General features: G+C 42.5%; 14 protein-coding genes. 9 read left to right on the top strand and 5 right to left on the bottom strand.

What is annotated here, in order from left to right; all coding sequences use genetic code 11:
• Positions 1 to 184: 184 nt before the first annotated feature.
• The 3 genes from BUA75_RS06270 to BUA75_RS06260 all read left to right on the top strand — a co-directional run bounded on the left by BUA75_RS06270 (position 185) and on the right by BUA75_RS06260 (position 1,154).
• Positions 185 to 400: a hypothetical protein gene (locus BUA75_RS06270; RefSeq protein ID WP_072873748.1), complete on the top strand. Its 216-nt coding sequence runs from the start codon at positions 185 to 187 to the stop codon at positions 398 to 400.
• 5 nt (positions 401 to 405) lie between these two features.
• Entirely contained in the window at positions 406 to 786 is a 381-nt protein-coding gene (locus tag BUA75_RS06265) for a YlbF/YmcA family competence regulator (protein ID WP_083574138.1), read from the top strand.
• Between the two features lie 65 nt (positions 787 to 851).
• Complete coding sequence (locus tag BUA75_RS06260; RefSeq protein ID WP_072873747.1) at positions 852 to 1,154, top strand: DUF1292 domain-containing protein; 303 nt, start codon at positions 852 to 854, stop codon at positions 1,152 to 1,154.
• 49 nt (positions 1,155 to 1,203) lie between these two features.
• On the opposite strand, the gene BUA75_RS06255 is transcribed toward BUA75_RS06260, so the two are convergent.
• Positions 1,204 to 2,511: an MFS transporter gene (locus tag BUA75_RS06255; RefSeq protein ID WP_072873841.1), complete on the bottom strand. Its 1,308-nt coding sequence runs from the start codon at positions 2,509 to 2,511 to the stop codon at positions 1,204 to 1,206.
• A 176-nt stretch (positions 2,512 to 2,687) separates the two neighbouring features.
• Between BUA75_RS06255 and BUA75_RS06250 the strand changes: the two genes are divergently transcribed.
• The gene (locus tag BUA75_RS06250) at positions 2,688 to 4,148 is read left to right on the top strand and encodes a catalase (protein ID WP_072873746.1); all 1,461 of its coding nucleotides are present in this window, start codon (positions 2,688 to 2,690) and stop codon (positions 4,146 to 4,148) included.
• 137 nt (positions 4,149 to 4,285) lie between these two features.
• Here the strand turns inward: BUA75_RS06250 and menC are convergent, their stop codons facing one another.
• Positions 4,286 to 5,407: an o-succinylbenzoate synthase gene (gene menC, locus BUA75_RS06245; RefSeq protein WP_072873840.1), complete on the bottom strand. Its 1,122-nt coding sequence runs from the start codon at positions 5,405 to 5,407 to the stop codon at positions 4,286 to 4,288.
• Positions 5,408 to 5,535: 128 nt separating this feature from the next.
• Between menC and BUA75_RS06240 the strand changes: the two genes are divergently transcribed.
• A complete protein-coding gene (locus tag BUA75_RS06240; RefSeq protein ID WP_072873745.1) occupies positions 5,536 to 6,192 on the top strand; it encodes an SGNH/GDSL hydrolase family protein in 657 nt (218 codons plus the stop codon).
• A gap of 50 nt (positions 6,193 to 6,242) precedes the next feature.
• Here BUA75_RS06240 and BUA75_RS06235 read toward each other — a convergent pair whose 3' ends face one another.
• The gene (locus tag BUA75_RS06235; protein ID WP_072873744.1) at positions 6,243 to 7,175 is read right to left on the bottom strand and encodes a phosphotransferase; all 933 of its coding nucleotides are present in this window, start codon (positions 7,173 to 7,175) and stop codon (positions 6,243 to 6,245) included.
• Between the two features lie 148 nt (positions 7,176 to 7,323).
• Here BUA75_RS06235 and BUA75_RS06230 point away from each other — a divergent pair, with 148 nt between their 5' ends.
• Positions 7,324 to 8,880: a glycosyltransferase family 2 protein gene (locus BUA75_RS06230; RefSeq protein WP_083574135.1), complete on the top strand. Its 1,557-nt coding sequence runs from the start codon at positions 7,324 to 7,326 to the stop codon at positions 8,878 to 8,880.
• A gap of 19 nt (positions 8,881 to 8,899) precedes the next feature.
• Positions 8,900 to 9,892, top strand: a complete 993-nt coding sequence (locus tag BUA75_RS06225) for an aminoglycoside phosphotransferase family protein (protein ID WP_072873743.1) — start codon at positions 8,900 to 8,902, stop codon at positions 9,890 to 9,892.
• On the opposite strand, the gene BUA75_RS06220 is transcribed toward BUA75_RS06225, so the two are convergent.
• On the bottom strand, positions 9,811 to 10,998 hold the full coding sequence (locus tag BUA75_RS06220) for a YheC/YheD family protein (protein ID WP_072873742.1): 1,188 nt from the start codon (positions 10,996 to 10,998) through the stop codon (positions 9,811 to 9,813). The two genes, BUA75_RS06225 and BUA75_RS06220, sit on opposite strands and share 82 nt — an antisense overlap.
• 171 nt (positions 10,999 to 11,169) lie before the next feature.
• On the opposite strand from BUA75_RS06220, the gene BUA75_RS06215 reads away from it, so the two are divergent.
• Both BUA75_RS06215 and BUA75_RS16520 read left to right on the top strand, forming a co-directional pair.
• Positions 11,170 to 12,255 carry a glycosyltransferase family 4 protein gene (locus BUA75_RS06215; RefSeq protein WP_242650260.1) on the top strand — a complete coding sequence of 362 codons (1,086 nt, stop codon included), beginning with the start codon at positions 11,170 to 11,172 and terminating at the stop codon, positions 12,253 to 12,255.
• Positions 12,256 to 12,367: 112 nt separating this feature from the next.
• Positions 12,368 to 12,799, top strand: coding sequence for a DUF5317 family protein (locus BUA75_RS16520; RefSeq protein ID WP_165611964.1), 432 nt, complete (start codon positions 12,368 to 12,370; stop codon positions 12,797 to 12,799).
• Positions 12,800 to 12,808: 9 nt separating this feature from the next.
• Here BUA75_RS16520 and BUA75_RS06210 read toward each other — a convergent pair whose 3' ends face one another.
• Positions 12,809 to 12,982, bottom strand: coding sequence for an ATP-binding protein (locus tag BUA75_RS06210; protein WP_444861023.1), 174 nt, complete (start codon positions 12,980 to 12,982; stop codon positions 12,809 to 12,811).
• Positions 12,983 to 12,984 lie beyond the last annotated feature (2 nt).

Genomic DNA, 12,984 nt, shown 5'->3' with positions numbered 1-12,984 from the left:
ACCGGACAAGCCATTTTTCTGTTACTCTAAGGATGAGACAAAATTCTATTTGTCGCATCCTTTTTTTCACCAAATTTGAATCACACAATCTCTTTTTGATATTGTTCTTTAAATGGAAAGTCATTTGCTAGGTCAAAAGCATAAGAGATCTGAAATCAGGGTAGTATGGGAGGAAGCAAATCCTATGCAAAAAACACGCCGTTTGCGATATCTCATTTTTTCAGCAATGTTTGCAGCCGTGCTGGTTGGTCTTCTGGCACATTCTTATATTGTTCTGAGCGTGCTGGTTGTTTTGGCTATATTGCTCGGCATAGTGGGAGATGTTATTGAAAATAAACCTACCGCGCCTTTTAAGCAATATAACGAATTGCACGATCACCATGTAAAGATAGGCGAATAAATGCGATGAACTCTCCAAAACCTGTAGATATGGTGGAACTTCTCAGTTTAACTGAAGAATTAGCAGATGCGATTTTGGAATCTGATGAAGTGAAAGCATATCAAGAAGCAGAAGCCAAGCTGCAGAACAATCCCAAAGCTCGTAAGTTACTTCAACAGTTTCAAGACTTGACGGAACAAATAGCTGAGTTGCAAGCACGTGGAGTTCCAGCTATTCATATGGCAAATATGCTCAAAACATTGGAATCTGTAAAACAGGAGTTGGATAGCGAACCAGAAGCTGTCTTATTACAAAAATCAGCCGAAAATGTGGAAAATCTTCTGGAGCAAATTGGAAAACAGATGGCTCGTCCACTTACAGAGCCGTATACATTTAAGAAAGATTGACGATTTCAGAAAGCAAATGGTATTCTACAGCAGTTAATTGCCTTAAGGCAGAAAGTAGGATGATAATGGCTGACGAACATCAACATGACCATGAACACGAATTGGATGAAGAAATCATTGTCCTTGAAGACGAGGATGGCGTAGAGCACAATTTTATTCTGGGTGAAGTGCTAACCGTAGACGGTAGAGACTACGCGGTATTGCTCCCTGTTGACGAAGATTTGGAAGAAGGCGTTATCTTCCGTATAGATGGCGAAGATGGCGACCAAATGGTCTTGGCAGATATTGAATCCGATGAAGAATGGCAAAAAGTTGTAGATGCCTACAATGAAGATTTGCTTGACGAAAGCGAAGACGACGCAGAATAACATAAGACTTGCATATTTTGACAAAGGGGCTTTTCAGCCCCTTTGTTTTTTAATTCAATTCACTACGTTCTTTCAGCGTCTTTTGTTTATCAGGGTGATGGAAAAGAAGAACCGCCAATACCGAAGTGAGGGCAAGAATAAAAAGTAACCAGAAAGCATCGGTAAAGTGTCCGGTCGCATGTACGACAACACCTGTAATCCAAGGCGCTACAAAACCAGATATAGCAAAAAAGGTATCCATGACACCCAAAGCCGTACCTGTGCGTTCAGCAGCTACGTCAACATTAATGGCATAAAAAGTGGAATTAGAACTCATACCAAACCCAACCGCCAAAGAGATAAACAAGATGGCTACCCACAGTGTATGTGTGTAAATAATCGGCAAAATACAAATGGCGGCTAGCAACTGAGAAATCCAAATTGGATGGCTGCGAGCCTTGCGCAAACTACCTGTTTTTTTCAGTACTCGGTCGGACAGATAACCTAATCCATAGAGGAGTATTGCAGCCAATGACCATGGCAAAATAGCAAATAGCCCAATACTCCCCAGCTTTAAGTGATACACTCTGCCTAAATATTGTGGCAACCAGGTCATAAAGAAGAAGAGATAATACCCAAAGACAAAAAAGGCCCAATCATTGGCAAGTAGCGTGGGATTGGTTAATAAAAATTTCCAAATCCCCTTGACGCTTTGCCTCTGTTGTTTACGCATTTCTTTTTCCGATCCGCTTTTCACTTGCTCCCCATCACGGATATGTTCTAATTCCAAACGATTCACTCGTCGACTGTGTTCGGGAAAATCACGGAATAAGAGAAACCAGACTGGTACCCAAATCAGACCGACGATACCAAGAATAATAAAAGTCGTACGCCAGGAAGTATGAATCAGCAGCTGCGTAACAATAGGAGCACCAATGGCCAAAGCTATAGGAACAGCCACAAGCGAATTAGACAACGCTATAGCTCGCTCCCGTTTGGAAAGCCAATCTCCGACTGCCCGATTCATGGCTGGAAAATTTGGACCTTCCGCTAACCCAAGCAACCAACGGGCGAGATACAGGGTCGTCAAAGAGGTCGCCAATCCCGTCCATCCCATGGCAATGGACCAAACAATCGATGAGATGGTCAAGACCCAACGGGCTCCCGCCCTATCAACCCAAATTCCGCCAAAAAATGTCGTGATCATATAACCAATAGAAAAGACTCCAAGAACCCCACCAAGAACCGCTGCATTGATATGAAATTCCTTGATGAAATCAGATGCAGCATACGATGCTGCTGAACGGTCAATATAGTTGACCACTGTGATAAAAAATAAAAGAAATATTATGACCCATCGATAACGAGTCCGACGCAACAACTTCACTCTCCTCTCATCTATTTTGAAAGCGTCATCTTAGATTATAAACAATGTTTTTATTTGAGACTAAAAATTTTGTCCTTTCATCGTCATAGCCTCATGGGATTTTTAACTTGACACTAAAAATCTATAGATTTAAACTTAGTTTAAATTCATATAAAGAGGTGTTTGAATTGAGCGAAAATAGACTAACAACTGCAACTGGTTCCCCCGTGGCTGACAATCAAAATTCGCAAACCGCAGGCTACCAAGGTCCTATCCTCATGCAAGACGTTCATCTTATTGAGAAATTGGCTGCTTTTAACCGTGAAAGAATTCCTGAAAGAGTCGTCCACGCAAAAGGGGCAGGTGCTTTTGGATATTTTGAGGTTACTCATGATGTATCAGAGTTTACCCGAGCAAAATTTCTCTCCACAGTTGGCAAACGCACTCCTGTCTTGATTCGTTTCTCCACTGTGGCTGGAGAGAAAGGTTCTGCTGACACTGAACGGGATCCCCGTGGATTTGCCATTAAATTTTATACAGAAGAAGGTAATTATGATCTCGTTGGTAACAACACACCGGTTTTCTTTATTCGAGATCCACTAAAATTCCCAGACTTTATTCATTCACAAAAGCGCCATCCTGTGACGAATTGCAAGAATCCTGATGCTATATGGGATTTTTGGTCACTGTCACCAGAATCCATCCATCAAGTAACCATTCTCTTCAGCAATCGCGGTACTCCTCGAACCTATAGACACATGCATGGATATGGAAGTCATACTTTTCAATGGGTTAATGAGGCTGGACAGGGTGTTTGGGTTAAATATCATATCCGTACAGAACAAGGTATCGAGAATTGGCGACGCCATGAAGCTGTACAATTAGCGGGAGAAGATCCGGATTATTCTACACGCGATTTGTTCGAATCCATTCAACGCAAAGAATACCCTGAATGGTCTGTATGGGTACAAATCATTCCATTCGACGAAGCCAGAAACTATCGCTTTGATGTTTTTGATGTCACTCAAACCATATCCCAAAAAGATTATCCTTTAATCCCTGTGGGACGGATTGTGTTGAACCGCAATCCAGATAATTACTTCGCTCAAATTGAACAAGCAGCTTTCTCACCAGCCAATGTAGTTCCTGGAATTACTTTTTCTCCAGACAAAATGTTACAAGGGCGGCTCTTTGCTTATGCAGATGCCCATCGTTACCGACTCGGCATCAATCATACGCAATTGCCAGTGAATCGTCCTCTGTCACCTGTAACAAACTACCAGCGCGACGGTGCCATGCGTGTAGACGGTAATGGCGGAGATTCTGTTTACTACGAGCCGAACAGTTTTCACGGTCCCAAACAAGACCCAGCAGCTAGCGAACCAGGCTTGTCCTTACAGGGTTTGAGCGGATCGTACGCTTATCCACAAAACCAGTTTTATACTCAAGCTGGAGATTTGTACCGCCTGTTACCAGAAAGCGAAAAAACCGATTTAATTGACAATATTGCCGCATCGCTGGGTCAAGCACAAAAAAACATTCAACTTCGTCAGATTGGACATTTTTACAAGGCTGACCAAGAGTACGGACAACGTATTGCCGAGGCACTTCATCTAGCAGAAGCAGCCCCAACTGATCTTCAAGATTAAACTGACCAAACTCAACGGCAGGTGTCGTTCCTGTCACACTTAGATTGATAACCAGTCACCAGCCTCCAATCGACTCATAAAATGGGAAGGCTGGTGACCTTTCAATTGAGGATGGATGACAAACAAGTCTAGCGAAGTCAAATTTCAGGACGTTCAAACACATACTTCGAAACCTGCGAGCGCTCGATTTCAGACCAATCTATCCGCTCTTGAACACCAACTAACGGATCGACAGATAAAAATCCTGGACGTGAAAACACTACAGGCGGATTGATAATATCTCGTTCAAAATAACGGTCACTCGGTGATGTATCGCCCGGCAGAGTGAATCCCGGCAAAGAGGTCAAGGCAATATTATGCAAGCGCCCGATCCCGGTTTCGAACATTCCCCCGCACCAAAGCTCAAGTCCATTATCTACACAGATATTGTGAATCTCTATAGATTCAGCAAATCCACCCACTCGCCCAGGTTTTAAATTGATCACTTTACAGGCACCCATTTCTGCCGCTTTTTTTACATCACTGGCACTCCGAATACTTTCATCCAAACAAATAGGAGTGTCTAATTTTGCCTGCAGTTGCGCATGGTGAAGTATATCATCCGGTTCTAACGGCTGCTCTATCATGACAAGCCCCAAGGAATCCAATTGCTTCAGTTGTTCTGCATCCTCTAACCGATAGGCACTATTCGCGTCGGCAAGTAACTGTAATCGCGGGAATGCACTTCGAAGCGCTTGGAGAGGAACATAATCCCAACCAGGTTGAATTTTCAATTTGACACGCTGATATCCTTGTTCCACATAGTTCCCTACCTGTTTTAACAGGTGAGACAACGAAGTTTCAATCCCCACACTAATCCCTACTGGAATTTCCTTCTTCACACCACCCAGCAATTGGGATATGGGTTGTTGATACTCTGCTGCAAATGCATCCCATACAGCCATTTCCAAAGCAGCCTTGGCCATCTCGTGATGACGAACAGAACGAAAGGCAAAGCGGGTAGTCCACAAATCTTCGCGGCTTTGCCACTCCATCCGCCATATCAGCGGTATTAGAAATTTACTGATTATATACAAGGCCGTTTCTGTTGTCTCTTCATTGTAATAAGGAGAGGGCATAGCCACACATTCTGCAAACCCGCTCTTCGGTGTTTCCGTTTGAACTTCCAATAGCAGTACATCTTTTTCTTGTTCCACACCATAAGAGGTTACAAATGGCTGACGCAATTTCATCGCCAAACGCCGCACAATGACTTTCATGACACGCAATGCTTTCTCCACCTTTCCAAGCGCACTTTTTTAGCAAAATAGACACCTGAACACAACTTTAGAGCATCTTTTTTCATTTGATATTTCAGCATCATTGATTGTGAAGGGGGCGAATTGAGATGTCATTATATATAGCCTTAGGCGACTCCATCACTGCCGGAGAATGCGCTTCTTCCTGGTCGCTTGCCTATCCAAGTCTCGTAACATCTATGCTTTCTCAACGACGCTCCATCTGGAATGGCGAAGTCTTAGCTGAGCCCGGATGGACCAGCCAGGACTTATTCTATTATGTAACCAACCATTCCCCTGTTTATCTAGAGCAAGCAAAAGTCGTCAGTCTATGGGTAGGCGGAGATAATTTGGTCGACGCCGCCAGACAAATCCTTGGCGGTGCCCCACGTTCTGCCATCCATAAGGCCTTGGTTGGTTATAGCCAAAGTTTAGCTGCTCTTCTTCAAATGATTCGACAAATCAGTAGAGCCCAGATTATTGTTTGCACGCAATACAATCCATTTCCAAACTCTCCAATTGCTAGTGAAACTATTGAAGCTCTAAATACTGCAACACTCTCTGTAGCCAGTCGAATGCAGACGAGTGTAGCACCATGTCATACCTGGTTTGCTGGTCGACAGGCCGAACTCATCTATGGTTATCGAAATGGAAAAATTCAAGATGTGTTAACTAGCCCTATAGCACCAGTTCATCCTAACAACTTGGGACATCGTGTCATCGCCCAAAATTTAGTGCCTCTTGTAAGAAGTCAGCCGATGGGCTGACCTATTTTGATCTCTATATGGATGAGTTCTTGAGGCGAATTTTTCATCATTCAAAGTAACTCTTTTTCTAATTTTTCACTATAGTATACGGCTGTTTGAGAAGAGAGCAAAGGAGCGGGGCGATGACTAACATGACGCTTTTGTATGAAATACCAACGAACCAATGGATACGGAATATGCAGAAGCGTAAACAAAAATCGTCTGTCATAGTTTGAAATAGGTCGAATTTGCTGATAAATTTTGATAGCCTCTATCATCCGTTGAGCATCCCATGTAGCGCTCCGATGCAAAAGGTGGGCAAGATCTATCATTCGATTCTGCATAGATGTATTATCAAAATCAATCAATTGCAGGCTACCTGTTGTTTGGAAAACTAGATTAGGATAATTATAATCCCCATGAATGAATGCTCCCATCTGTTGTTCTTGCTCGATAGCCGTTAAAATTTCGGGATGTTCAACTTGTTCCACCGCTTTGAGCAAAATGCTTCTTAATCCATCTAATGAAAAATCTATCGATGGTTTGGCCTCCAACTTGCACAAAATCTTCTCTGCGCTTTCTATTTTCTGAAAAATATCATGATATCTGATCTTTTCGGCAGGAATACATGGCGATTGAAATTGCTCTGCAGATTGATGAAATTGAGCCAATGTTTGTATCGCATCACGCCATTCAACAAAGCGCTGAAAATTAGGTTGTCTGCCGGAAATCCAGGGAGTGACAAGATAATATTTTTGATGATTGCGAAAGACCCATTCCCCCCGCCGGCTGGAGAAAAGTCGAGGACTTTTAGCAAAACCGCGATCGCGCAAATGTAGAAGTATATCTACCACATGATAGACATGTTCAGTAGGTCCATCGAGAAGTTTCACGCAAAGTGTTCCGGACGTAGTGGTTTTTACGCGATAAACCCCTTTTCTGACCTTCCGAAATGATTGCACAACAAATGGAAAATTCTGTTCAAACACTTGCCAACGACTCACGGTCATGCCTCCGCTTCCATAAGAATCTTTGCGAGCCACTCCCACTGTATATGCGCACACATGAAAGATTGTGGTTGACCTTTTTATTCAGACTCACCAGTGTTTCCCACGGTTCATATGCTGTGAAACAGCCATTGTAAAGGGGGGCATGGTATTGCGCTCATTACCATCAACCCGTGTGCTGGCTAAACGCCGGACACCTAACCAACTATCTGGATACCAATCCAAAACATTAGCAATCAGTGTTATACTTCCAGTTCGTAATGAGGAAGAACGATTGAGGAAAAATTTAGAAACCCTCAAACAGTGGAAAGCCGTTAAAGAGATTATTGTGGTCGCTAATGGCTGTACGGATAATTCTGAACAAATCGCCAATCATGCTGGCGCCTTGGTTGTTTCCTATCCTGAACCACTTGGACCAGACACTGGGCGTGCTATTGGTGCCAAGCTAGCTTCCTGTGAATATATACTTTTTTTAGATGCCGATATCGTATGGAAAATCGAAGAATTACAGCCATTGGTCCAATCTCTGCGTCAGGGTGCTGACATCGCTCTCAATCGCTATCCATTAAAAAGCAGTCGATATTTCCACCATCCAACCGCTGTAGCGAAAAGAGCTTTAAACATAGCACTTGGCATGAGCCATCTTCAGGCAGCTTCCCTAACGGCAGTTCCTCATGCTGTCCGGAAAAGTGCTATTCAAAAAATCGGTGCAAAATTTTTGGCTGTACCGCCTCTCTTTCAAACCAAAGCTGTACTGGCTGGACTCAAAATTACCGCACCTACTTATATCAATGTTAGAATTCGCAATCGCCGCAGAGCAACCCATAGAGATGGTTATCATATGCAAGATGTTATATTGGGCGATCACGTTGAAGCATTTGCAGAAATTATCCGACAAAAAGGTGAACGTGGAGGTTATGCTGACAGACGCCGACGAGATTTCATCGAAGAGTCAAGTTCCCATGATTCGCACCAATGGGTTGCCGTCGTGCCAGCAAGCAATGAGGAAAAAACTCTTCCTGAAGTTATTCGAGAACTATTCAAAACTAAAGTCAGCGACATCTACGTCATCGAAAATGGCTCAGACGATCACACTGCAAGGGTGGCTGAACAAAACGGTGCACACGTTCAGTCTTTTACAATGCCCCTTGGCCATGACGTGGGCCGCGCCATTGGTGCATCTTTAGCCCAATCATCTGAAGGCATTCTTTTTGTAGATAGCGATTTTGCTGTTCCTGCAGAAGAATTGGTTCCTTTTCTCGAAGCAATCGAAGCAGGAGCAGATATTGCATTGAACGATCTTTCCAGCGGAATTTCAACAATCGCGAAAAGAGACGCTGTTACCACCATGAAATCATTTCTTAACTTGGTACTCGGTTGTCCTCATCTGGGTGCCTGTTCCATGACGGCCGTACCCCACGCCATCCGTGGTCGGGTTTTAAATGTGATTTCTGTAGAAGACCTTGCTGTTCCACCGAAAGCTCAGGTTCGTGCTATTTTATCCGATTTGAAAATAGAGCCTGTTCGATTTGTAGATGTGATTCAACGCAATCGATATCGTGCCAAGCTTCATTCCGCTCGCCATGGCTCTTTTCTTAAACATTTAATTATTGGCGATCATATAGAGGCTATATCGCTTCTCATTCATTCGCGCGGTGAAAGAGCAGGTTTTGTGCAACCTCGAAGACTCGATCAAATATAAATTCTATGAGGAGAAGCGAATGAAAACATCTATCTCCCAAAAGAACACTGTCTTTGTCTGCTTGAATCATATTAGTCAAACGTATGGTTTCCAGTTGCTGAGTTATCGCGTATGTCCTTCTTTATATAAAAAAAACGCTGCCTATCAAATTCAGACTCAACAAGGCACTTTCTTGGTAAAACCTTACGGAGGAAATTCTCAACAACTGGAAGCCAAATTAAAGCGAATTCTAAGTATTCAAAATCTCGGTTATCCGCATATGGCAAAATTGATTCAACAACCAGACGGTAAACTCTACACAAGGTACGCTAACCAAATATTTTATGTCAGCGAGTGGGTAGCCGGAAAACAACTTACTGGCCATCCATTTGACTGTCACTTGTTAGGAGAAGCTTTGGGAAAACTGCACCGATTACCTACTCCTGAAAGAAGGTTATCTTGTAAAAATACACTTCTAAAACTACGTAAATTACATGCAAAGTTTATCGATCAAAATTTGCCTTATGTACAATCGACGAGATCAGACATACAAATTTGGTTTCAACAACATGCATCCATTCTCAAAAAGCTTAGCAGCGAAACGTTTTCTATCTTGGATAAACGCAGTTTAAGTAATGAACTTGACTTTTCCCTTTCTCATCCCACATGGATCCATGGGGATGTGACAAAACCGAATACCATTCGCCGTGAAGCAGATATTTGTCTCATCGATTGGGAACAGACGAAAATCGATTGGTCACTGTTAGAATTAGTTAAAGCTTTAGCCAATACGACAAATTTTTCTCCAACCTTACTTATATCCATGTTAAATGGTTACGAACAAGAACATCCGCTCAATATGAGTCAAAAACAAATCATTGCGGCTCTCTTTCGACTTCCTAGGGAAGCTTGGTTTGTAGCCAGCCAGCATAAGAAGATCCAATCTACTTCTCAAAGCTTCTCTATTCTTAAACAATCTTGGGAATCGCGCTTAAAGGCCATCAAGATTCTAGATGACTGGGCATTATTCTGACTGGCTTCAGAATAGAATTTCTCTTGAAGCCAACAAGCAAAACCGACCACGGACCGCATGTATCGCTCCAGTTCTAAATCGTTCAATATATCTCTACCCGGTCGACCATTGCAGTCATAGACATATTGGGAACCACTTTTGGTCTGACCTATATCCATACCAAGAACACCTAAGTGAGGCAAATTGGTTTGCAATCTTTGCGCCACATGAGAGGCAAATTGTTGAGCACGATAAACATCGTCCAAAGTCATACCTACAGATTGCAACCAAACTTTTGCTTCTGTTGATGGATAGGTCAACGATACTGCTTTGCCTCCTGCATGATAATTCGTAAAAAGTGAGTGGGCACGACTAGTTCTACCAGTGGAAGCCACAACCTCCCAGTCGCCCTGACGATTGCGTACTAAAGTGATACGCAAGTCAGCTGTACATTGATTTTCTGTCTTTAATAAAGGTACATGTGCTTGAGCCAAATATCGACGTTCTTGCACTGCCAAACGAAGCAAACTCTCTAACTGATACCGATTGACCATAGAATCCATTTGTTGCCCGCAAAACTGTTCTGTAACAATGTGAAAGTCGTCATGTCCTAGATACTGCACAAAAACTGAATTTCTTCCCCCTGAACCATGAACGGGTTTTAGCCATAATTCAGGCATATCCTTTAGAAGACGCAAAACTTTTTTGGGCGTAACATCAAAGATGGTCATAGGTAATTGTTCCGATAATGGAGCGCTTTCACTTAAAAAACGAAATATTTTTTCTTTACCCGGCATCTCGGGATTAAAAAGGGGGAAATTTCTTGAACGAATATCCTGTAGTAAATCACGGTATGAAGAACGTGCCAAACGCAAGTCAGAAAGATACATAAAATCATAGAAGACAGGGTGCAATGCTTGCAGCGAATGATCATCGATAGCCAGATTCTCCTGCCCAGATAGCATCCAAAACTTAGAACGGTTCTGCCCATTCATCGAATGATCTGGCTTTAAGAAAAATAATTCTTTTTCTTCCCGACTTGCTTCATCAGAAAGAAATTGATAAGCGAGCGCTCGACGAGGATGCATGTAAGGATTAGGCACTTGACCCGTAATGACAATCAACATATTGGCAACCTCCCCCAATCTCGTCGACCTAAAATATGCCTATCCTTCATAGTCTGTATAGGCCAATTGGCCCGGAACCATTTGAAATTGAACGACGACATAGTTACATGGGTTAAAAATGTTTTCTGGAAGTTGATTTATTTTGAGATACAAGGGGGATTTTCGTTGAAAGTGGCGATTGTAGCTCCAGAAGGATTGCCTATTCCTCCATTACGTGGAGGTTCGGTACAAATCTATATCGATTCGTTGAGTCATGCTTTTCAACAAATAGGATTTCAAGACTATGAAATCATTGCGCCAGGAAAAAAACTCGAAGGAATTAAACTTTCCTTGGATCGCGATGCCTACCGAAAACAGACTCTACGCATTCTGCAACAAGTACAACCCGATTGGATTCAAATTGAAAATCGCCCCCTTCTGATTCCCTTGATTCGCCATAAATTCCCTAACAGCAAAATTCTATTAAATTTACATTCAACAACCTTTTTACAACCGCGCCATAAAAGTCAAGCAGAAATGAAAGATATTCTATGCAATGCCGATCATGTAATCGTTAATAGTCTTTACTTGAAAGAAACTATCGCCAAACGATTCGAATTGAAAGAAAAAAATTGGCAAGCCAACGTCATTTATCCGGGTGTTAACCTTGAAAAATTTTTCCCTCGTATGGAGAATGATGCACTTTTCTCCTCCGTTTCACGCAACCCCCATACTTTACGTTTATTATTTGTAGGACGTATCATTCGTCAAAAAGGTTTACACGTATTGCTTCAAGCTCTGCACATCCTTGGCAGTTATAACTTACCTATTCAATTGACGGTAGCTGGACGAACTCCACCCTGGGAAAAAAAATATGGACGTGAGATAGAAGCACTGGCCGAAAACTTACCTGTCCAAAAGTTAGGTTTTGTCTCCCCATCTCAATTACCTGTTCTCTACCGCGAAACAGATATTTTTGTCTGCCCTTCTCAACAGGATGAGGCATTCGGCATGGTTAATTTGGAAGCAATGTCTAGTGGTCTCCCAGTCATAGCAAGTCGTATCGGTGGCATACCTGAACTCGTTACTGAAGAAACTGGAATACTGATTGACAAACCTCAATATCCAGAGGAATTTGTCAGCGCTATTCAATTACTCTACAACCATCCTCGCTTACGTCAAACTTTATCTCACTCAGCACGTGTTCGAGCCGAGCAATTCTCATGGATTCAGACAGCAACCCATTTTTATTCTTTGTATGTACAATCAGGTATGTGACTTTCTTGATGTAGATAATCGGTAGGTTTCCAACACTCACACTTGGCTTCAACTATCTCACCGTGGTTTGCCTGCAATGTTTTTATTAAACAAAGAGAAAAAAAATTGACGTATTCCATCGCTTCCTCTTTATTTCATAGAATTAGGAACTCTATTTTTTCTGGCTCACCCTGATCTTTCTGATTCACAACCTAAAAATCCCAGGTTTTTTCTTATTGCAGTCGGCGCATCGCTTCATTTCCTGGAAATTATTATCAATCACGGAGCCATGCCCATCTTGTCTTCTGCATTCCATTATGCCCTTGACAACTATAAAAATATTGGAAATCGCCACAATATACTAGCATATCCACACTTAGAAATACTTGCTGATAGATTTTATATCGCTCCATTTTTTATGAGCATTGGTGATATGTGCATATTCCGGGGCTTTTGGACACTGAATCCGGAAAGTCGTGGACAGTCGTTCCGAAAAGTCTTGGACAGTGAGTCCGGAAACTCTTGGACACTTTCCGTTCGTCCATGTGGGATTACTTTGAATTAAACAAATTTCTTAGTTCGTTGCAACAGTTTTGTCTCCCTCAGGAGCGTTTTTTACCCCACTCAGTAGTTTTCGCATCGACTCCCCTTTCAGTTGAATCTTGTATGCGTCGTGGACTAGGCGGTCCAGCACAGCGTCTGCTAGAGTCGAGTCAGAAAATTGTTCGTACCACAGTTCTACTGGTATTT

This window comes from Alicyclobacillus tolerans, from assembly GCF_900142255.1.
In the GTDB taxonomy this organism is placed as follows: Bacteria; Bacillota; Bacilli; order Alicyclobacillales; family Alicyclobacillaceae; genus Alicyclobacillus_I; species Alicyclobacillus_I tolerans.
This window is presented reverse-complemented; position numbering and strand designations above follow the sequence as displayed.